General features: G+C 72.2%; 20 protein-coding genes. 13 read left to right on the top strand and 7 right to left on the bottom strand.

The genetic code is table 11. The features are described 5' to 3' along the window. Window position 1 precedes the first annotated feature (1 nt). Window positions 2-400, top strand: coding sequence for a cupin domain-containing protein (locus HF577_RS26345; protein ID WP_169398647.1), 399 nt, complete (start codon window positions 2-4; stop codon window positions 398-400). Window positions 401-424: 24 nt separating this feature from the next. Here the strand turns inward: HF577_RS26345 and HF577_RS26340 are convergent, their stop codons facing one another. After that, the gene (locus HF577_RS26340) at window positions 425-1,252 is read right to left on the bottom strand and encodes an LLM class F420-dependent oxidoreductase (protein ID WP_169398646.1); all 828 of its coding nucleotides are present in this window, start codon (window positions 1,250-1,252) and stop codon (window positions 425-427) included. A gap of 273 nt (window positions 1,253-1,525) precedes the next feature. Here HF577_RS26340 and HF577_RS26335 point away from each other — a divergent pair, with 273 nt between their 5' ends. Continuing rightward, window positions 1,526-3,148 carry an ABC transporter substrate-binding protein gene (locus HF577_RS26335; RefSeq protein ID WP_169398645.1) on the top strand — a complete coding sequence of 541 codons (1,623 nt, stop codon included), beginning with the start codon at window positions 1,526-1,528 and terminating at the stop codon, window positions 3,146-3,148. A gap of 17 nt (window positions 3,149-3,165) precedes the next feature. Continuing rightward, the gene (locus tag HF577_RS26330) at window positions 3,166-4,089 is read left to right on the top strand and encodes an SMP-30/gluconolactonase/LRE family protein (RefSeq protein WP_169398644.1); all 924 of its coding nucleotides are present in this window, start codon (window positions 3,166-3,168) and stop codon (window positions 4,087-4,089) included. On the opposite strand, the gene HF577_RS26325 is transcribed toward HF577_RS26330, so the two are convergent. Further along, entirely contained in the window at window positions 4,018-4,677 is a 660-nt protein-coding gene (locus HF577_RS26325) for a TetR/AcrR family transcriptional regulator (protein WP_169398643.1), read from the bottom strand. The two genes, HF577_RS26330 and HF577_RS26325, sit on opposite strands and share 72 nt — an antisense overlap. A gap of 70 nt (window positions 4,678-4,747) precedes the next feature. Between HF577_RS26325 and HF577_RS26320 the strand changes: the two genes are divergently transcribed. Beyond that, entirely contained in the window at window positions 4,748-6,268 is a 1,521-nt protein-coding gene (locus HF577_RS26320; RefSeq protein WP_211174850.1) for an MFS transporter, read from the top strand. A gap of 18 nt (window positions 6,269-6,286) precedes the next feature. On the opposite strand, the gene HF577_RS26315 is transcribed toward HF577_RS26320, so the two are convergent. From HF577_RS26315 to HF577_RS26305, 3 genes are read right to left on the bottom strand one after another with little or no spacing between them, the layout of a single operon-like run. Further along, on the bottom strand, window positions 6,287-7,897 hold the full coding sequence (locus tag HF577_RS26315; RefSeq protein ID WP_169398641.1) for an ABC transporter substrate-binding protein: 1,611 nt from the start codon (window positions 7,895-7,897) through the stop codon (window positions 6,287-6,289). A gap of 33 nt (window positions 7,898-7,930) precedes the next feature. Further along, complete coding sequence (locus tag HF577_RS26310; protein ID WP_169398640.1) at window positions 7,931-8,455, bottom strand: VOC family protein; 525 nt, start codon at window positions 8,453-8,455, stop codon at window positions 7,931-7,933. A 6-nt stretch (window positions 8,456-8,461) separates the two neighbouring features. Further along, on the bottom strand, window positions 8,462-9,829 hold the full coding sequence (locus tag HF577_RS26305; RefSeq protein ID WP_169398639.1) for a Rieske 2Fe-2S domain-containing protein: 1,368 nt from the start codon (window positions 9,827-9,829) through the stop codon (window positions 8,462-8,464). A gap of 282 nt (window positions 9,830-10,111) precedes the next feature. Between HF577_RS26305 and HF577_RS26300 the strand changes: the two genes are divergently transcribed. The 7 genes from HF577_RS26300 (at window position 10,112) to HF577_RS26270 (ending at window position 17,259) form a co-directional block, all read left to right on the top strand. After that, on the top strand, window positions 10,112-11,113 hold the full coding sequence (locus tag HF577_RS26300; RefSeq protein WP_169398638.1) for a LysR family transcriptional regulator: 1,002 nt from the start codon (window positions 10,112-10,114) through the stop codon (window positions 11,111-11,113). Window positions 11,114-11,174: 61 nt separating this feature from the next. After that, complete coding sequence (locus HF577_RS26295; RefSeq protein ID WP_169398637.1) at window positions 11,175-11,648, top strand: Rieske (2Fe-2S) protein; 474 nt, start codon at window positions 11,175-11,177, stop codon at window positions 11,646-11,648. Continuing rightward, window positions 11,645-12,760, top strand: coding sequence for an amidohydrolase family protein (locus HF577_RS26290; protein WP_169398636.1), 1,116 nt, complete (start codon window positions 11,645-11,647; stop codon window positions 12,758-12,760). Before HF577_RS26295 ends, HF577_RS26290 begins: the two co-directional genes overlap by 4 nt. Continuing rightward, window positions 12,757-13,827, top strand: coding sequence for an amidohydrolase family protein (locus HF577_RS26285; protein ID WP_169398635.1), 1,071 nt, complete (start codon window positions 12,757-12,759; stop codon window positions 13,825-13,827). Before HF577_RS26290 ends, HF577_RS26285 begins: the two co-directional genes overlap by 4 nt. 2 nt (window positions 13,828-13,829) lie before the next feature. Continuing rightward, window positions 13,830-14,702, top strand: a complete 873-nt coding sequence (locus HF577_RS26280; protein WP_169398653.1) for an alpha/beta fold hydrolase — start codon at window positions 13,830-13,832, stop codon at window positions 14,700-14,702. A gap of 68 nt (window positions 14,703-14,770) precedes the next feature. Beyond that, on the top strand, window positions 14,771-15,796 hold the full coding sequence (locus HF577_RS26275) for a LysR family transcriptional regulator (RefSeq protein ID WP_312859396.1): 1,026 nt from the start codon (window positions 14,771-14,773) through the stop codon (window positions 15,794-15,796). Then, window positions 15,793-17,259: an aldehyde dehydrogenase family protein gene (locus HF577_RS26270; protein ID WP_169398634.1), complete on the top strand. Its 1,467-nt coding sequence runs from the start codon at window positions 15,793-15,795 to the stop codon at window positions 17,257-17,259. The genes HF577_RS26275 and HF577_RS26270 overlap by 4 nt, the downstream gene beginning before the upstream one ends. A 185-nt stretch (window positions 17,260-17,444) precedes the next feature. Here the strand turns inward: HF577_RS26270 and HF577_RS26265 are convergent, their stop codons facing one another. Continuing rightward, window positions 17,445-18,005 (bottom strand): DUF308 domain-containing protein, encoded by a 561-nt coding sequence (locus HF577_RS26265; RefSeq protein WP_169398633.1) that lies wholly within the window; start codon window positions 18,003-18,005, stop codon window positions 17,445-17,447. 101 nt (window positions 18,006-18,106) lie between these two features. On the opposite strand from HF577_RS26265, the gene HF577_RS26260 reads away from it, so the two are divergent. After that, complete coding sequence (locus HF577_RS26260) at window positions 18,107-18,736, top strand: TetR/AcrR family transcriptional regulator (protein WP_169398632.1); 630 nt, start codon at window positions 18,107-18,109, stop codon at window positions 18,734-18,736. 108 nt (window positions 18,737-18,844) lie between these two features. Here the strand turns inward: HF577_RS26260 and HF577_RS26255 are convergent, their stop codons facing one another. Next, window positions 18,845-20,122 (bottom strand): MFS transporter, encoded by a 1,278-nt coding sequence (locus HF577_RS26255; RefSeq protein ID WP_169398631.1) that lies wholly within the window; start codon window positions 20,120-20,122, stop codon window positions 18,845-18,847. A gap of 296 nt (window positions 20,123-20,418) precedes the next feature. Here HF577_RS26255 and HF577_RS26250 point away from each other — a divergent pair. Continuing rightward, window positions 20,419-20,619 (top strand): alcohol dehydrogenase catalytic domain-containing protein (locus tag HF577_RS26250; RefSeq protein WP_169398630.1); only part of this gene is annotated, 201 nt, incomplete at its 3' end.

Genomic DNA, 20,619 nt, shown 5'->3' with positions numbered 1-20,619 from the left:
CATGACGACACCCCCACCCGTCAACGTGAACGCGGCGTTGGCGTCGTTCGACGATGTCTACAGCCCCCGGATCGTGGCCCGGGTGAACGACTACGACGTCCGGATCGCCCACACCCTGGGCGACCACGTATGGCATGTCCACGACCACACCGACGAGTTCTTCCTGGTGCTCGACGGCCGTTTCGACGTGACCGTGCGCACCGGCGGGGAGGAGCGGACCGTGGTGCTGCACGCGGGCGACACCTTCGTCGTGCCCGCAGGGGTCGAGCACAAGCCGTCCTCGCCCGGTGGATCCATTCTCATGTTCGAGCCGAGCGGCACCTCGACCACCGGCAACGTGCCCGAGGGCGACGTCCCCGGGCACATCGACAGCACCACGGGACACGAGCTCCGGCCGTAGGCACCGGCCGGAGAGCCGCTCCCGCTACCCGACCTTGGCCGCGAGCTGGGCGATCCGGTCCAGGTGCTCCAGGGTCTCCGCCTCAGGTGCGGTCGGGATGTTCAGCGTCAGGCGTTCGACGCCGAGCTCCGCGTAGCCTGCGAGCTTCTCCGGCTCCTGACGGCCGATGTGCGTGGCCGCGACCACGACGTCGGCCCCGGCGACGTCCCGCAGCTTCGCCAGCTGTGGGGCGAGAGCGTCCGCCGACGTCGCGTTGGGGAGCCACCGGGCGCCGAACCGGGCGATCCGACCGAAGTTGGCCTCACCGCCGCCGATGTAGATCGGGGGATGGGGCTGCTGGACGGGCTTGGGCCAGGAGAAGATCGGGTCGAAGTTCACGAACTCGCCGTGGAACTCGGCCTGGTCCTCGGTCCAGATGCGGCGCATGGCCTCGAGGTACTCGTCCATGCGGCGGCCGCGGGTGGTGGGGTCGGTGCCGTGGTTCTCCATCTCCTCGCGGTTCCAGCCCACGCCCACACCGAAGGCGAACCGGCCGCCGGAGACCAGGTCGAGGGAGGCGACCTCCTTCGCCGTGCTGATCGGGTCGCGCTGGGCCAGCAGGGCGATTCCCGTGCCCACGACCAGCTGCGAGGTGGTCGCTGCTGCCGCGGTCAACGCGACGAAGGGGTCCAGGGCGCGGTAGTAGACCCTCGGCAGGTCGCCACCGGCCGGATAGGGAGTGCGCCGCGAGACCGGGATGTGGCTGTGCTCGGCCACGAGCAGCGAGGCGAAGCCGCGTTCCTCAACCGCTCGGCCCAGAGCGCCCGGTGCGATGCCCTCATCCGTGACGAAGCATCCGATGCCGAACTTCATGGTGATCCTTCCGGTCGGGCGTCGGCGGGCGCGCGCTCGCCGACGCATACCCCACATCTACCCCATCGGCCCGGGGCGGGGTCGTGGACGTGATCATGCGGCGGTCGCGGTCCGGGCGCCCGCACGGATCGGCACGGCATCGTGCACGCAGATGCTGGGTCCGGGCGTCTGCCGGGCTCAGCATTGTGATGCGGGCTACACCTCGAACTCCTCGGGCATCCGGGTGGGGGCCGCCCGTCGGCCGGTCGCCGCCGACTCGATGAGGAGTGCACGATGCGGTTGCCTCTTCGCCCTGCCCGCACGAGCGTCGTGGGCACCGCCGTGCTGCTGTGCGCGGTGCTGGTGGCGGCCTGCGGCCAGAGGGTGGCCACCGGTCCCGGCGCCGCGCTGACGTTGCGAACCCTCGACCCCTACGGGGGAGACCGGAACGCGGAGGGCGCCCCGGAACGCGGCGGCACCCTCGTCATCGGCAACGACCGGGAGATCATCAGCTTCGACCCGACGCGGCAGAACACCAACCTCGCCGCGACGATGGTCTACGACTCGCTGCTCAAGCTGACGCCCGACGGCACGGCGGCGCCCTACCTCGCCGCGTCGATGACGAGCCCCGACGGCGGCGTGACGTGGCGGCTGGGTCTGCGCGACGGAGTGCGGTTCTCCGACGGCACGCCGCTCGACGCGAACGCGGTGATCGTCAACACCCGGCGCCACATCGACAAGGCCGCCTCGCCGGCCCACGCGTTCGCGCTGCGGATCAGCGCCATGCGGGCGCTCGACCCCCGCACGGTGGAGTTCGTCCTCGACGGCCCGATGGGTGACTTCCCGGTGGTCTTCGCCCAGCCCATGTCGCTGGGCACGCTCGGCATGATCGTCTCGCCCGCCGCGCTGGCGCAGTACGGCGACGACGTCGGGAGCCACCCGGTCGGAGCCGGTCCGTTCGTGCTGGCGAACTGGGTCCGGGACAACAAGATGGAGCTGGTACGCAACCCGGGCTACTGGCAGCAGGGGATGCCCTACCTCGACGGTGTGGAGATCCGGCCACTGCCCGACACCGAGAGCCGCTACGCCACCATGGCCAACGGGGATGTGGACGCGATCAACGGCGGCTTCAACACCGAGCTCGTGCGGGCGTCGGCCAACCCGAACCTGCGTGTCTACTTCGGACCGGGCAACGGCGGTGTCCTCAACTACTTCAACTTCACCAGGGCGCCCTTCGACGACAGGCGGATGCGCGAGGCCGCCGTGGCGGCGATGGATCCGAACGCGCTCGGCGCCGCCTTCTTCAGCAACCAGCTGATCAGGGCGCAGAGCCTGTTCGACGAGAACAGCCCGTACCACACGCAGCAGGCCACCGACGCCTGGCCGACGTACGACGTCGCCCGCGCGAGGCAGCTGGTGGACACCTACCGGGCCGCGGGCGGCGACCCCGACTTCGTCTACACCACCGACCGCAGCTCCGTGCCGCTCGGGGAGTTCGTGCAGGCGTCGATGGCCGCGGTGGGGGTGAAGGTCGAGGTGCGCTACTTCGACCTCGCGGAGTACGCGGGCCGCGTCCTGCAGGGCGGCGACTTCGACATGGCGAGCCAGATCGCGGCGTTCGACCACCCCTTCCCCGGCATCAGCCGCGTGTACACGACGGGCGGCTCGTCCAACTTCGGCAAGTACCAGAACCCGCAGGTCGACCAGCTGGCACGCGACGCGAGTGCCACCGGCGACCCGGCGCGGCGCACGCAGGACTACCAGCAGATCGAGCTGCTGCTCAACCAGGAGGTCGCCGTGCAGTGGCTGAGCCGCAGCTACCTCTCGACCATCACGAAGCCGGAGGTGAAGGGGATCGACCGCTACATCACCCGGGACCTCTTCGTGGCCGGCACGTGGATCGACCGCACGCAGTGACAGGCAGGAGACGGGAAATGACGCACGCGGTGGTGGCCGGGGGACTCCAGTTCCCGGAGGGGCCGGTCGCGCTCGACGACGGGTCGGTGCTGCTCGTCGAGATCAAGCGCGGCACGCTCACCCGGGTCGCCGCCGACGGGTCGACGTCGGTGGTCGCCACCACCGGTGGTGGCCCGAACGGCGCCGCGATCGGCCCGGACGGGGCGGTGTACGTGTGCAACAACGGGGGGTTCTCCTGGTCGGTCCGCAACGGGTTGACGGCGCCTGGTCCGCAGCCGGCCGACTACATCGGCGGCCGCATCCAGCGCGTCACCCTCGACGGGGAGGTGAGTGACCTCTACACCCACGTCGACGGCCTGGGGCTGCGCGGACCCAACGACCTCGTCTTCGACGGCCACGGCGGCTTCTGGTTCACCGACATGGGCAAGACCCGCGAGCGGGATACCGACCTCGGCGGGCTCTACTACGCCACGGCCGACGGCTCGCGCATCGTCGAGGTCGTCCACCCGCTCAACGCCCCCAACGGGGTCGGGCTGTCCCCGGACGGCTCGCGGGTCTACGTCGCCGAGACGTTCACCGGCCGGCTCTGGTGCTGGGAGCTGGACGGGCCGGGCCGCGTGCGGCCCGATCCTGGCTCCGCGGCGCGGCACGGTGGCACGCTGCTGCACGCGTTCCCCGGCATGCTGGGGCTGGACTCGCTGGCCGTGGACGCCGAGGGCAACGTCTGCGTCGCGACCCTCTACGCGAACTGCGTCAGTGTCGTCTCCCCCGAGGGGGCGCTGGTCGAGACCGTGCCGGTGCCCGAGGCCGACCTCTTCGTCACCAACATCTGCTTCGGTGGCCCGGACCTGCGCACGGCCTACATCACGTCATCGGGCCGCGGGATCCTCTACTCGACCCCGTGGCCCCGACCCGGCCTCGCCCTGAGCTACACCGCCTGACCCGGTCCTCGCCTGCGCCGGCTCATCAGGTCGGAGGGCGCGGAGGGCGGCGGCGAGGTCGCGGCCGGACGGCGCGCGCTCCGGGTCGAGCAGTGTCTGCAGCACCAGCCCGTTGACCAGGGCGAGGGCCAGCGAGCCGAGCTGCAGCGCCGTCCGTTCGTCGACCTCGTCCTCGGCGACGTCGAGGATCAGTGCGGCGACCGAGCGGCGGCCGCGATCGTAGGCATCGGCGATCTGGTCCCGGAGCTCCGGTGTGTGCTCGGCGCGCGCGTAGGCCTGCACGCTCGCGACCGCCGTGGACCGGTCCCTGGCCAGCGCGGCCACGACTCCGTCGAGGAACGCCTCCAGGCGGTCGACGGGCGTGCTGGGCGTGGCGCACCGGAGGGCGTGCGCGATCTCGTCGTCCCAGTCGTCGAACGAGTCGATGATCGCCGCGTTGAGCAGGGCGTCCTTCGACCCGAAGTGGTAGCCGATCGACGCCAGGTTGGTGCCGGAGGCGGCCACGATGTCGCGCGCCGTGGTGGCGGCGAAGCCCTTGTCGGCGAGGCAGCGCTTCGCGCCGGCGAGCAGGTCCTCGCGGTGTCCCATGGCGCGATCGTAGGTCCTGGACGGACGTGCGTTCTATACAAGCGTCTTATACGTACGTATGATCGCCCGTATGAACGACGCCCGCCGGGCCTGGCTCGGGCTCGCCGTACTGGTGCTGCCCGCCCTGCTCGCCTCCATGGACCTGTCCGTGCTGTTCATGGCCGCGCCCTGGCTCAGCGCCGACCTCGCCCCCAGCGGCACCCAGCTGCTGTGGATCATGGATGTCTACGGGTTCCTCATCGCCGGGTTCCTGATCACGATGGGCTCGCTCGGCGACCGGATCGGGCGCCGTCGGCTGCTGCTGCTCGGCGCGGGGGCGTTCGGTGGGGCGTCCGTCCTCGCCGCGTACGCGTCCACGCCCGAGATGCTGATCGCGGCACGTGCGCTGCTCGGTGTCGGTGGCGCGGTGCTCGCCCCGTCCACCCTGGCGCTGATCCGCTCGATGTTCCCCGAGGACCGGGACCGCCGTGTCGCGATCGGCATCTGGACCGGGGCGTTCACCGGTGGGGTCGCGATCGGCCCCATCGTGGGCGGGCTGCTGCTCGAGCAGTTCTGGTGGGGCTCGGTGTTCCTGATCAACGTGCCCGTGATGCTGCTGCTCCTCGTGGTGGGGCCGGTGCTGGTGCCGGAGTCGCGGGACCCGCGTCCCGGCCGGTTCGACGTGCTCTCCGCGCTGCTCTCGCTGGCGGCCGTGCTCCCGGTGGTCTACGGGGTGAAGGAGGCGGCGGCGCACGCGCTCGGGATGGCCCCGGCGCTGGCCGTGCTGGGCGGCTGCGGGTTCGCCGTGCTGTTCGTCCGCAGACAGCTCCGGCTGGCCGATCCGATGATCGACATCCGGCTCCTGCGCAGCCGCGGGTTCGGCGCCGCTCTCGGTGCCCAGACGGTGATCGTGCTCGCCAGTGCCGGGATGGGCTACCTCGCCGTGCAGTTCCTGCAACTCGTGCTGGGGCTTCGCCCGTTCGTCGCCGCACTGTGGATGCTGCCGACCGTCGCGGGCACCGCGATCGGCATCGGGCTGGCGACCGTCCTCGTGCGCACGGTGCGCCCCGCGGTGGTCGTCGGCGCGGGAACCGCGGTGGCGGCCGCCGGGTTCGCGCTGGTCGGCATGGTCGGCATGGTCGGCACCGGGTCGTCGGTGCTGGCGGTGATGTCCGCGTACACGGTGCTCACCTTCGGCACCGGGATGGTCGCACCACTGGCCATCGACCTGATCGTGACGACCGCGCCGCCGGAGCGCGCCGGGGCGGCCGCCGCCGTCGGCGAGACGGGAGCGGAGTTCGGCGGAGCGGTCGGCATCGCCGTCCTCGGCACGGTCGCCACCGCCGTCTACCGCGACGAGATCACGGGCGCTCTCCCCGCTGCGCTCCCGCCGGACGTGGCGGAGGCGGCGACCGGAACCCTCGGCGGCGCGGTGGCCGCGGCGAGGCAGTTGCCGGACCCCATCCCGGTGCTGACGATCGCGGGGGAGGCGTTCGTCTCCGGTTTCACCACCGCGGCGACGCTGGCCGCGACGCTGCTGACCGTCGCGGCCGTCGTGGTCACGGCCCGGCTCTGGAGCGTGCGGCCGGCCGACGCGCCGGCGCCGGTCTGACGGGCAGTCGAGACGCGGTTACCGGTCGAGCCAGACCGAGGCGTAGAACATGTCCCTCGACGTGTAGCGGTCGATGCCCTTCACCTGCGGCTTCGCGATGGTCGCCAGGTAGCTGCGGCTGAGCCAGCAGGCCACCAGATCGCGGTTCACCTGCAGCTCGACCTGCTGGTACGCCCGGGTCCGCTCGGCCTCGTCGCTGGTGCTCGCCGCGGTGTCCAGCAGCGCGTCGACCTGGGGGTTCGAGTACTTCCCGTAGTTGGTGTTGCCGCCGGTGTGCACGAGCCGGGACGCGCCGGGGAAGGGCGCGTCGAACGCGCTCACCGTTGTGGTGAGGTCGAAGTCCCCGCTCTGCACCACCTGCGACGAGTACTGGGCCAGGTCGTAGAACCGCAGCGTCACCGTGATGCCGACCGCGGCCATCTGCGCCTGCAGGAACTCCCCGAACTGGGTGCGCGCGGTGGTCGTCTTGAGCGTGAAGTCGGGGTTGCCGCCGCTCGCGCGATACTCCGCGATGAGCTGCCTGGCGCGTTCCGGGTCGTAGGCGGGCCACTCCTGCGACGCGGCCTCGGTGTGGTTGGGGCTGTCGGTGTCGAAGAGGCTCGTGGCGCTGACGATCTGGTTGTTGTAGAGGCTGGCGCTCAGCGCCTTCATGTCGAGCGCGCGGACCACCGCCTCGCGCATGCGCCGGTCGTCGAACGGCGTGCGGGCGAAGTTGAAGTAGAGGTACTCGCCAGCGTTCCCCGGTCCGTAGTAGACGGTGAGGCCGGGGTCTCCGGCGGCGCGCACGAGCTCCTGGTTGTAGGCGGCGAAGATCAGGTCGACGTCGCCGTTCTGGATCGACGCGTAGCGCGACTCGGTGTCCGGCAGCGGGCGGAACTCGAGCCGGTCCAGGTAGGGCTTGCCGGTCTGCCAGTAGTCCGGGTTGCGTTCCAAGACGAGACGCGAGTCCGGGATCCATTCGACGAACCGGAACGGGCCGGCCCCGACCGGGTGGCGGCCGATGTCGTCGCCGTACCGCTGCAGCGCGGCCGGGGAGATGATCACCCCGAGGCTGCCGTAGGTGATCGACTGGGCGAACACCACCGGGAACGAGCCCAGCGGGCTCTTCAGCGTGAACTCGACGGTCAGTGGGTCGACCGCCCGCATCGAGGCGATCTGCTCCGCGTACGGGTGCGCGGGGGAGGCCGCCTTGTCGATGTGGCGCTGCACGTTGACCAGCACGGCGTCGGCGTCGAGCGCGGTGCCGTCGCTGAACCGCACCCCGGGCCGCAGCCCCATCCGCCAGGTGAGCCCGCCGTCCGGGCTGTCCATCGACTGCGCGAGGTAGGGCTGCGCCGTGCCGTCGGGCGTCAGCTTCATCAGGGAGTCGTAGACCGCGAACTCGGCCATGTTCGAGTTCTGGACCGCGGGGTCGAAGCTGACGATCTCCCGGTCCATGCCCAGCCGGAGCGTGCCGCCGGGCTTCGGGACGCCCTCGCTCGCGAGGTCACCGCCCCACGCGTTGACCGCGCGGATGTCAGCACGGGCGCTCTCGCCGGCCGCCCCGCAACCGGCGGAGAGCGCCACCACGCCCAGTACCGCCACCACGGCGGCGACGAGTCGCCCGCGCCGGGCCCACAACCGCACCATTCCGCCTCCTCGTCGAGCCGGGGTCGTGCCGGTTCAGGGCAGGGCGGCAGCCGGCGAGGAGACGCCGACACCCCCCCGTGTGCCGGCGCCGTACCTCGCCTTCTCCTTCTCCAGATCGAGTGGCACGCCGCGGCGGGTGCGCCCCTCGAACGCCGCGTCGTCGAGCAGCTCGGCGGGCACCAGCCAGGCGACCTCGAACTCCAGCCCGTCGGGATCACGGGCGTAGATGCTCTTGGTGGTGCCGTGGTCGGTGGCGCCGACGTACGCGTCGACGGCCATCAGCCGGTGGGCGAGGTCGTCGAGCTCGGCGAGCGTGCCGATCTCCCACCCGAGGTGGTAGAGCCCCACGGCCCCGCGTCCGGCCGGGTTGTCGGCCGCCTCGCCGATGGCGAACAGGCCGATGTCGTGGTCGTTGGTGGAGTCGGGCGCCTGCATGAAGGCGGCCTGGCCCGGCCGCTCCATCTGGACGCTGAAGCCCAGCACGTCCCGGTAGAACGCGACGCTGCGGTCGACGTCGCGTACGAACACCACGGCATGGTTGAGCCGGTTGATCCCCATCCCGGCTCAGTCGCCCGCGGCGGGCTGGGGCGTCCGAGTCTGCGCGTCCCGCAGCGCCGCCTCGCCCTCCTGGACCGCGGGGTCGGCGTCGGTGCCCAGGTAGCGCCAGTCCTCACCGTCCTCGAGGATCTTGTCGGCGGCGCGGATCGTGCGGAAGTCGGTATCCGGCCCGGCCAGCGCGAGCAGCGGCGCCTCACCGTTCTCGGCGAGGGCCTTCGCCGAGCGGATGAGCTGGTTGCGCATCCGGATGATCGCCTTGTCGATCGTGCCGAGACGCTCCTGGGAGCGGTCGTAGATCGGGCCCATCGACTCGGTGACCATGAGGTCCTGGCTCACGAAGTCCTTCACCCCGCTGAACGTGGTGGTGCGCTGCACCTCGCGGTCGATGTTGTAGTCGGCCTCGGCGAGGTAGTTCCGCGGCGTGATGCCGCCGACCCGGCGCGTGAACGGCGTCTCGAACGGGCCGTAGCTGAACAGCGGCGCACCGCCGTGGCCCTGCGGGTTGGACGGGACCGTGGCCTCGAAGTTGTAGCGCCAGCAGTTGTGGTCGTCGATCGGCACGACCATGAGGTGGCGGGTGCTGTAGGGGACCGCCGCGATGATCGTGCTGTAAGGGAAGACGTACTCGGTGATCCGGACGTTGGTGTGACCGTTGGGGGTCTCGCGCAGGCCGGCGTAGCGGAAGCCGTACCAGGTGTCCTCGATCTCGAGCTGCGGGGCGCGGTCGTGGTGCCAAAACTTCCAGGTCATCTTGTTCGACGGGTATCCGGGCTTGTCGGTGCCGTCGTCCTCGATGTCGGCGGCGCCGTCCCACGAGTGCAGCCACGAGATGTGGGAGGTGTCGAGGTTGCCCTCCATCGTCTGGATCCAGTTGCAGTACGACTGCAGCTTCGTGGCGAGCTGGTTCTGCGCGGGCAGGCTCTCGGTGCCGAAGTCGCGGAAGGACGTGATCGTCTCCGGCGGGCCCATGTAGGTCCAGGCGATCCCGCCGGACTCGTGCACCGGGTAGGCCCTGGCCTTCACCTTGTCCTTGAACACGCTCTTCGGCGGCTCACTGGGCATGTCGACGCACGCGCCGTCCGCGTCGAACTTCCAGCCGTGGTACGGGCAGCGCAGCCCGCACTCCTCGTTGCGTCCGAAGTAGAGCGACGCGCCGCGGTGCGGGCAGTTCTCCTGGATCAGGCCGACCCGGCCGTTCGTGTCGCGGAAGGCGACGAGGTCCTCGCCGAGCAGCCGCACCCGGACCGGGTCGCAGTCGGGGGCGGGCAGCTCGCTCGACAGCAGCGCGGGCGTCCAGTACCGGCGCAGCACCTCGCCCACCGGGGTGCCCGGGCCAACCCGGGTGAGGATCTCGTTGTCCTGCTGGGACAGCATCGTCCGACCTCCCTTTCCGCGCCTTCCGGTGCACTGCGGGAACGCAGGGCCGGGTGCGCGGATGCTGTTTCCGCCGACCGCCCGCACGACGCGGATGACCGGGATTTTCGGATCGGCCCGTTTCCGTGGATGGCGTCCCAGCGAGATTAGCCACGCGGCCCGACGGCGGGGAAACAATGATTGTTTCTGTCGCGGCATCAGCGGTGCTGATGGCGGGCCCGCCGGGGCGCCCCGGCTCGCCCGGGGCTGGCGATCGGCGCCCGGGTGTCCTTCGATGGTCACGTGAAGTCCGCGACGTCGCGTCTGGCCGGTCTGGACCTCAACCTTCTCATCGTCCTGCGCGAGCTACTGCGGGAGCGCAACGTCACGCGGGCCGCCGAGCGGGTCGGGGTGTCCCAGCCGGCGGTGAGCGCCGCGCTCGCGCGGCTGCGCCGGTACTTCGACGACGACCTGCTGATCCGGCGCAGCGGAAGGTACGAGCTGTCCGCGCTCGCCTTCCAGCTGGGCGAGCAGGTCGAGGCCGTGTGCGAGGGCGTGGAGCGGCTGCTGGCCACCGGGTCGCGCTTCGACGCCGCCACCTCGCGCCGCGAGTTCACGATCGTCATGTCCGACTACGCCGTCGCGGTGCTGGGGCAGCCCCTCGCCGGGGCGGTGAACGCGGCTGCGCCGCACGCCCGGCTGAACGTCGTGCTCGTCCGGGAGTCGCTCGCCGCGAACATCACGCAGACGATCCGCGTGGTCGACTGCGTGGTCTCCCAGGCCACCAGCCGGTTCCGCATCCCCGAGATCCGGTCCGCACCACTGCTCACCGACCGCTGGGTGTGCGTCGTGGCGGCCGGGAACCGGCGGTTCGGTGAGGAGTCCGCCGACCTCGGAGAGCTGGCGACGGCGACCTGGGTCGTGCCGTACCACGACGACGCCGAGTTCCCGTCCGTCGTGCCGGTGAGCCGGCAGCTCTCGCGGCTCGGGGTGCGGCCGCAGGTGGCGGTCCGGGTGGACAGCTTCCACGCGGTGCCCTACCTCCTGGCCTCGACCGACCACGTGGCCCTCATGCAGGAACGGCTCGCCAGGGAGTGCGCCCGGCACCTGCCGCTGCGGATACTGGCCTGCCCGACGCCGCTGGAGCCGCTCGAGGCCCGGCTGTGGTGGCACGAACGGCACGACGAGGAGGCCGGGCACCGGTGGTTCCGCCGCCTCGTCCTCGGCGCGGCGCAGGGCGGGACGCCCGTCCCGGTTCCGCCCGCCGACGGCTCCGGCGCGGAGAGCCGGCATCGACACGGTTGATGGTGTCCATGCCGATTTTCTGTTTCCTCCGGCCCGGTCCGGATCCCTAGCGTCGGATCCCGTGAAGATCGTGGTGTCGCGCCTCGACGAGTTCCCGCCGGGGGAGCGCCGGATCGTGCAGGCCGGCCGGCGGTCGATCGGCGTGTTCCGGGTGGGCGACCGCTTCTACGCCGTCAACAACCACTGCCCCCACCAGGGCGGACCGCTGTGTCTCGGCCGCACGAAGCCGTGGGTCCGGTCGGCCGGTCCCGGCGACTACGCGATGGCGGAGCACGACGCGCTCGTCGCCTGCCCGTGGCACGGCTGGGAGTACGACCTGGCCACCGGCCAGTCCTTCCTCGGCCCGGGCGAACCGCCCGCCCGCACCTACGACGTGTCGGTCGAGGCGGGCGACGCCACGGGCGAGCCGGTGCACGGCCGCCTGCCCGGTCCCTACGTCGCCGAGACGTTCCCGGTGCACGTCGAGGACGCCTACGTCGTGGTCGACACGAGCCCGCGCGCGCCGGCGGCGGGCGTATCCGGAGGTGCGCGATGACCAGCACGGCACTGCCCGCCCAGGCCGGCCGCACGGCGAGCCGGGCCCGGCACACGATCGTCGACGCCGACATCCATCCCCACGCGCCGGCCCCGCAGATCCGCGAACGGCTCGCGCAGCGGCACCGGGAGCGGTGGGACATGTTCGCGGGCCGCGTGCCGGGGCCGCCGGAGATCTACCCGCGGGTGCGCAACTCCGGCTTCCGGCTCGACTCGTGGCCTCCCGGCGGCTTCCCGGGCAGCGACCTGCAGATGGTGCGCGACCAGCTGCTCGACGAGTACGGGATCGACCACGGGATCCTGATCCCGCTGCAGGGACACAGCTGGGGCGTCGAGGAGCCCGGGTACGCGGCGGCGCTGTGCCACGCGCTAAACGACTGGCTGGCCGACGAGTGGCTCGCCGCCGAGCCGCGCCTGCGCAGCTCGATCGCCATCCCGCACGAGGCGCCCGACCTCGCCGCCGAGGAGATCCGGCTGCGCGCATGCGACCCCCGGTTCGTCCAGGTGCTGCTGTCGACGGGCGGCGAGCTCGGGTTCGGGCGCAGGCGGTACTGGCCGATCTACGAAGCGGCGGCGGAGGCCGGGCTGCCGGTCGCGGCGCACACCGGCGGCCTGGAGCAGCACCGCGGGGCCGGCTGGCCGTCGTTCTACCTCGAGGAACATGTGTGGAACGGCAACACGATGGCCGCGCTGATCATGAGCATGCTGAGTGAAGGGGTCTTCGAGCGGTTCCCGTCGCTGCAGGTGGCGTGCGTCGAAGGGGGCATCGCGTGGGCGGGCCCGCTGATGTGGGCGCTCGACGACGCCTGGGAGCAGCTGCGCACCGACGTGCCGCACCTGCGCAGGCCGCCGTCGGAGTACGTCCGCGAGCACATCTGGTTCACCACCCAGCCCATCGAGGAGCCGGACGACCCCGCGCACCTGGAGATCGCCCTGGCGCACATCGGGATGGACGACCGGATCATGTTCGCCTCCGACTACCCGCACTGGGACTTCGACTCGCCGCGCCAGGCTCCACGGCTGTTCCCGGCGGCGCTGCGGTCCTCGATCATGGGATCGAACGCCTGCCGGCTCTACGGGCTGCCCGAGGTGGAGCCGGAGGAGTCGCGATGACCGCCGCACCCCCCACGACGGGCGTCGTCGACACCGACGTGCACTGCGCGCCCGCCACGATCGCCGCGCTCACGCCCTACCTCGAGCCGTACTGGCGCACCTATATCCAGGACGGCGGGGTATCCCTCTCAACCACCCAGGGCGGGGCGTACCCGCCGCAGGCGCCGACGAGCGCCACGCCCGCGGCGCGAGCCGCCGGCGCCGTCCCGGCCACGACGGTCGACGAGCTGCGCACCGGGTTGCTCGACCCCGCCGGGCTGAGCACCGCCGTGCTGAACTGCACCACGTCGTTCCACTGCAACCGCAACCCGTACTACGAGGCCGCGCTCACCCGCGCGGTGAACGACTGGCTGGTCACCGAGTGGCTCGACCGGGACGACCGGCTGCGGGCGAGCATGGTGGTGCCCACCCTCGACACCGAGGCGGCCGTCGCGGAGATCGAGCGGATCGGCGGCCATCCCGGTTTCGTGCAGGTGCTGCTGCCCGTCCGCGCGGACGTCCCGTGGGGCAACAAGCGCCACCACCCGATGCTGCAGGCCGCCGCCGCCCACGACCTCGTGGTGGGCCTGCACGCGTGGGGCCGGATCGGCAACGCGGCCACCCCGACCGGGATCACCCACACCTACCTCGAGGACTACCTGGGCAACTCCCAGCTGATCGTGCAGGCGCAGGTGACGAGCCTGGTGACCGAGGGCGTCTTCACCCGGGTCCCGCAGCTGCGGGTGGTGCTGGCCGAGTGCGGGTTCTCCTGGCTGCCCACGCTGCTGTGGCGCTTCGACAAGGACTGGAAGGGCGTCTGGCGGGAGGTGCCGTGGCTCGACGGCCGCCCGTCGGAGGTGGTGCGCCGCCACATCCGGCTGACCACCTCGCCCGCGCACCTGCCGCGCGACGCGGCGCAGGTCCGGCAGGTGCTCGACCTGCTCGACGCCGCCGCGATGCTCCTGCACGCCAGCGACCACCCGCACGACCACGGCACCGGCGGGGACCGGCTGCTGGCCGCGCTCACCGGACCCGAGCGCGAGCGCGTGCAGAGCCGCAACGCGATCGACTGGTACCGGCTGGGGTAGTGATCCTCGACGGGTTCGCGACGGCCGATGTGGACACCCCGGCGGGTGCCCGCATCCGCGTACGGACGGCCGGGAGCGGTCCGCCGGTGCTGCTGCTGCACGGGTATCCGCAGACCTCGGCCATGTGGCACCTGGTGGCGCCGGAGCTCGCCCGCGGGCACACGGTGGTGGCCGCCGACCTGCGCGGGTACGGCGACAGCGTCCCGCCGCCCGGCACCGCCGACGACGTCGCCGCGTTCGGCAAGCGCGCCATGGCCGCCGACCAGGTGGCCGTGATGGCCGCGCTGGGGTTCGGGGAGTTCGCGGTGGCCGGGCACGACCGCGGCGCGCGCTGCGCCTACCGTCTCGCGCTGGACCACCCGGAGGTCGTGACGGCGCTCGCCGTGCTCGACATCCTGCCGACCGCCGACGTGTTCGCCGGCGTGGACGCGGCGTTCGCGCGCTCGGCGTGGCACTGGTTCTTCCTCGCCCAGCCCGGTGACCTGCCCGAACGCCTCATCGCAGCGGACCCGGACGCGTTCTTCCTCCGCGGCACCGACGGTGTCTTCGCACCGGAGGCGCTGGCGGCCTTCCGGGCTGCCTACCGCCGGCCCGAGGTCGTCCACGCCATGTGCCAGGACTACCGCGCGGGCGCCACCGTGGACGTCGCCGACGACGAGGCCGACCGGGGCCGCAGGCGGATCGCGTGCCCGACACTCGTGTTGTGGGGGAGCCGCGGTCCACTCGGCCGGGTGCCCGATGTGCTCGACGGGTGGCGGCAGTGGGCGCCCGCGGCGACGGGAAGATCGCTGGACTGCGGCCACTACCTCGCGGAGGAGCGCCCGGCCGAGACCCTCGCCGCGCTGCGTGACCTCCTCCGGTCGCCGCGCCGATAGGTCATCCGTCGCGTTGACCCGGCGCCCCCGCCCGCCGTTAATGAGGGCATGGGCAGGGAGGCCGGACGGTGAAGCGCGGACCGGTGTCCCTGGCCAACCTCGACCTGAACCTCCTGGTGTTCCTGCGTGAGCTGCTCCGCGAGCGGAACGTGACGCGCGCGGCGCAGCGGGTGGGGGTCACGCAGTCGGCGGCGAGCGCGGCGCTCTCGCGCCTGCGCCGGCACTTCGGCGACGAGCTGCTCGTCCGCTCCCGCGGCGGCTACCTGCTCTCGCCGCTCGCGGTGCAGCTCGCCGACCAGGTCGAGCCGGTGTGCGCGAGCGTGGAGCGGCTGTTCGCCACGAGCCCGGACTTCTGCCCCGAGGAGTCCGACCGGGAGTTCACGCTGCTCGTGCCGGACTACGTGCTCGCGGCGTTCGGCGAACGGTTCTCCCGCGAGCTGCACGCGGCGGCGCCGCGGGCGCGGCTGCACGTCCAGGTCGTGAAACAGGCCCTTCCCGGTGACGTCCTCGATGCGCTGCGCGTGCTCGACGGGATCGTGTCCGCTCCCAGCGCCGCGCTGCGCGGTGCCGGCATCCGCAGCCTGGAGCTCTTCCGGGACCGCTGGGTGTGCGTGGTCGACGCCGACAACCCGGTGCTCGACGGCGCCGGTTCGCACCTCGCGCTGGCCGATCTGCAGCGGCTCCCGTGGGTCGTCCCGCACCATCCCGACGGCGGGTACCCGGCGACCTTCCCGCTCGCCCCGCTGATCGCCCGGCTGGACGAGCGCCCGCGCGTGGCGGTCCGGGTGGACAGCTACCAGGCCACCCCGTACTTCGTGGCCGGTACCGACCGGGTGGCCGTCATGCAACGGCGCCTCGCCGCACTGTTCGCCGACCGCCCCGACCTGCGCGTGCTGGAGTGCCCGGGCGACCCGCCGCTGATCGTCGAGTCGTTGTGGTGGCACGAGCGGCACGACGAGGACGACGCGCACCGCTGGTTCCGCGGGATCGCCGCGCGCGCCGCGCGCGATCCCGGCGCCGGGCTCCGCGCGGCCCGGCCTGCCCATCCCACCCATGAGTCGCGCCCCGCGGCGTCGAAACGGAGGAGCTCGTGACCCAGGTGATCGAACCGACCGCCCACGTGCACACCGACCTGTACGTCGACGGCGCGCCGGTGCCCGCCGAGCGCACGCTGCGCGTGGCCGACCCCGCCGACCCGTCGGCGACGGTGGGGTACGCCGCGGCCGCCACCCGCAGCCAGGCGCTCGACGCCGTTGCCGCCGCGGACCGGGCCTTCCCCGCGTGGGCGGCCCGCAGCGCGGGGGAGCGGGCCGACCTGCTCCGCGCCGCGATCACCGGGCTGGCCGAGCACCGCGGCGCCGACGCGGAGATCCTGACCAGGGAGAACGGGAAGATCCTGCAGGAGTCCACGATCGACCTGATCGTGTTCGACCACCGCGTGGAGCTGGCCTGCGCCGGCATCGACCAGGTGGGCGCGACGTCCACGCTCGCCGGGCCGCCCTACGACACGCAGGTCGGCTACGTCCCGCTCGGCGTGGTCACGATCATCGTGCCGTTCAACTGGCCGCTGGCCATCCTCGCCGCCTCGCTGCCGCAGGCACTGCTGGCCGGCAACACGGTCGTCGTCAAGCCGCCGCCGTCCGCCCCGCTCGCCACGACGCGGGTGGTGCAGCGGGTGGCCGCGGCGCTGCCGCCCGGCGTGCTCAACGTCGTCACGGGCGAGGACGCGGAGATCGGGACGGCACTGGTGAGCGACGAGCGCGTCGCCAAGGTCTGCTTCACGGGCAGCCCCGCCGGTGGCAGGCGGATCATGGCGATGGCGGCGGAGACGCTCACCCGCGTGGCACTGGAGCTGGGCGGCAACGACCCGGCGCTGGTGCTCGACGACGCCGTACTGGACGACGCCGCGCTCGACCGGCTGGTGGCAGGCACCTTCGACTCGACCGGGCAGATCTGCATGGCGATCAAGCGGCTGTACGTGCACCGGTCGCGCTACGCCGAGGTGGTGGAGGGCATGTCGGCCCGGCTCGCCGGGCAGGTGCTCGGCCACGGCCTCGACCCGGCCACCACGATGGGACCGCTGCACACGGCGCGCCAGCGCGACTTCGTGGCCGACCTGGTGGCGCAGGCCCGCGCGGCGGGAGCCGAGGTGCGCGAGTTCGGCAGCGGCCCGGACGACCGTTTCACCGACGGGCACTTCCTGCGCCCGAGCCTGGTGCTCGACCCGGCGCGGGACGCCCGGGTGGTGACCGAGGAGCAGTTCGGCCCGACCCTGCCGATCCTCCCGTTCGACACCGACGACGAGGCGGTCGCCGCCGCCAACGACACGTGGGCCGGGCTCTGCTCCTCGGTGTGGACGCCCGACCGGGACCGCGCCGCCCGGGTGGCCGCCCGCCTGCGCAGCGGCTACACGTTCGTCGACGCGCACGGGGCGCCGTGGCTGGATGAGCGGGCGCCGTTCGGCGGGCTCAAGGGCAGCGGCATGGGGCGGGAGATGGGCGTCGAAGGGCTGCGCGAGTTCATGGACACCCACTCCGTGGCGTTCCCCAGCGGGTGACGGTGCACGTTGCGGTATGGACGCTCGTGGTGTGGCCGGACGCTCCGATGGTTCGTCAGGCCGCCGCGGGGGCCGCGCCTGCTGCGGGCGGCCCGGGTGACAGCGATGTGGTCCCGTGTCGCTGTTCCCGGGCGGCCTGACGCCGCGACATGTGTCCATGTCGCGGCAGCGGCGTCAAGGTCAGGTCAGTTGCTCCCACCGGCGTTCCGTCCGAGGCGCAGCGCGGAGACGAGGAAGAAGATGCCGCCGAGCAGGGCGTAGCCGGCCAGGTTGCTCAGTGAGGCCCCAGGAACCAGGGCCTGCACGAAGAACGAGACACCGGCGAGCGTGGAGATGGTGCCGCTGGCGACCATCGCCCACTGGCCTCCGAGGTGGCGTCGCCGCAGAGCTACGACGAGCTGGACGAGCCCGGCAACGACGGCCCAGACCCCCCACACCTGCAGGACCGCCGCAATGCCGGAGGTGACCGCGACAACCAGCCCGACGGCGGCGATCAGACTGATCGCGATGTTGACGTAGAGCCCTGGCGCGGACCGGCTCGCTCGGGAGGAGCGGGCGTCGACGACGGCGGCGCCCACGTCGAACAGGGGGTAGATCACGAGCAGGGTCGCGCTCACCGGCCCGATGCTCGACCCGGTCAGGAAGAGCGCGACAGCCCAGATCAGGGCGAACCCGAAGCGGACGAGGTAGAGCCGGCGAAGCGCCGGCGCGATGGTGGCTGCGGCAGGGGCGGTAGCCGTGGTCATGATGCCTCCAGGTAGAAAGACCGTTCTCTCTTGCGTGGCCGAGCGTGGCAGACGTCCCCGTCGGTTGCAAGACAGAAGGTTCTTTCTGTTAGTGTCGACTCATGGCGACAGCGACCCGCCCCGCGCCCGGCGGCCCGAGCGGCAGCTCGCGGGGGCACGGGCGGTCCGAGGCCCGGGAACGGCTGCTCTCCACCGCCAGCGCGCTGTTCTACCGGGAGGGGATCCGCGCGGTCGGGGTCGAGCGGATCCTCGCCGAGGCCCCGGTCACGCGGGCGACGTTCTACCGGCACTTCCCCTCGAAGGACGAGCTCGTACTCGCCTACCTGCGCGGCGTCGACGCCCACATCCGCGCCGGCACGCAGGCCGCCATCGACGCCGCGCCCTCGCCGGCCGACGCGCTGCGCGCGATCGGCACCGCCGTCGCCGACGACCTGGCGAGACCGGACTTCCGCGGGTGCGCCTTCCTCAAGGCCGCCGCCGAGTACCCCGACCCCGACGACCCGGTGCGCCAGGTGGTCCTCGACCACCGAGCCTGGTATGTGGCCACCCTCACCGGGCTGTTCGCGCAGGTCTTCGGGGACTCACCGCGGCGCGGCAAACCCGAGCACGCCGCCCTGCACTTCGTGATGATGCGCGACGGCGCCATGTCCGGCGCCCACCTCGACGGCGCCGACGCCGTCGGCGCCGCGTTCCACCGCGGCGTCGAGGGCCTGCTTACCCTCCTCCACTAGGCAGCCGCGACGGTGCGGCGGCCCACCCCGCGACATGGACACATGACGCGGAAAGGACCCGCCTCTGAACAGCGTCATGTGTCCATGTCGCGCTCACCCGCAGGGTATTTACACGGTGGCCACGTCCCGGACCGGCGTCCGGATGACCAGTGCCGCCACCAGGCTCGCCCCGCACAGCAGCGCGAGGTAGAGCGCGATCGGTGTCGAGGACCCGGTGGCCGCGAAGAGGCTGACGGCTACGAGCGGGGTGACGGCGCCACCGACCATGCCGCCGAGCTGGTAGGCGATCGAGGCCCCGCTGTAGCGCACGCGGGCGTCGAAGAGCTCGGTGAACAGGCCGCCCTGGGCTCCGGCCATGATCGCCTGCACCACGCCCGCCACCATGAACGCGATGAGCGCCGCGACCGCGCTGCCCGTGTTGACCAGCCAGAAGAGCGGGAACGCCCACACGACGGCCGAGCCGGCGCCGATCGCGTACACGCGCTTGCTGCCCCACCGGTCGGCGCAGCGCGCCGAGACGTAGATGCCCGCGATCCAGAGCACGGTGGAGAGCAGGATCAGCGTGAGCAGGGTGCTGCGGTCGAAACCGACCACGCTCGTGCCGTAGTTCAGCATGTACACCATCACCGTGTAGCCGACGGCGGGCGGCGCGATGGCGGCCAGGCTGGCCAGTGCCACCGTGCCCGGTTGCTCGCGGAACAGCGTGGCCACCGGCATCTTGGTGACCTGCTTGTTCTCCTGCACGCGCCGGAACTCCGGGCTCTCGGACAGCTTGCGGCGCACCACCATCCCGACGACCAGGAGCGCGATGCTCAGCAGGAACGGGATCCGCCAGCCCCACGCCGCGAAGTCCTCGTCGTCGAGGCCGGCGATGGCGAGGAACGCCAGGTTGGACGTGAGGAGGCCGATGGGGACGCCGAACTGGGCGAAGCTGCCGAAGAGCGCGCGCTGCCGCGGTGTGGCGTGCTCGGTGGCGACCAGCACCGCGCCGCCCCACTCACCGCCCACGCCGAAGCCCTGCACCAGCCGCAGGAGGATCAGCAGGAGCGGGGCGGCCACCCCGATCGCCGCGTAGGTCGGCAGGACGCCGATGAGGAACGTGGAGAACCCGGTGAGCATCAGGGTGAGGACCAGCATGGCCTTGCGGCCGATGCGGTCACCGAAGTGGCCGATCACGGCGCCGCCGAGCGGCCGGGCGATGAACCCGACGGCGAACGTGCCGAACGCCGCGAGCGTGCCCGCCAGCGGCGAGAACGACGGGTAGAACAGCGGCCCGAACACGAGGGCCGCCGCGGTCCCGAAGATGTAGTAGTCGTACCACTCGATCGAGGTTCCCACGCAGCTGGCGAGCAGCAGTGATCTCCTGCTGGGGGTCGGGTTGGCCACGTTGCACCTTCCGCGCTGAGGTCGAGGACGTCGCACAGGAGTAAATAGCTCATCGGCAGCAGACGTCGTCAGACGGTTGCCCCCGCATGAACGGGACGGATGTCGCAGGGGCCGCCGAACGGGCAGGCGCCTGCCGCGACGGTTCCCTTCCGGGACGCGAAAGGGATATGGCCCCCGTCACTCGCGGCGGCGCATCGTGGGTGCCCGCAGCGGACCACCGTCACCCTGCGATCACGACGTCCCTGCCGGTCCGGCCCGCCGCCCCGTGCGGTCCCGCGCAGACCCCTGGAGCCGATATGAGCATGACGACGCGCGCCGCGATCTGCCGTGAGGCGGGCAGGCCGTGGGAGATCGTCGACCTGGAGCTGGACGACCCGCGGGCGGGCGAGGTGCGGATCCGCATCGAGGTCGCCGGGCTGTGCCACTCCGACGACCACGTCCAGAAGGGCGACGCGCGGATGCGCTTCCCCGTGGTCGGCGGCCACGAGGGGGCGGGC

Origin of the sequence: Pseudonocardia xinjiangensis, from assembly GCF_012911925.1 — a bacterium.
Taxonomy (GTDB): domain Bacteria; phylum Actinomycetota; class Actinomycetes; order Mycobacteriales; family Pseudonocardiaceae; genus Pseudonocardia; species Pseudonocardia xinjiangensis.
Note: the sequence above shows the minus strand (reverse complement) of the source record. Positions and strands in the feature narration are given on the sequence as shown.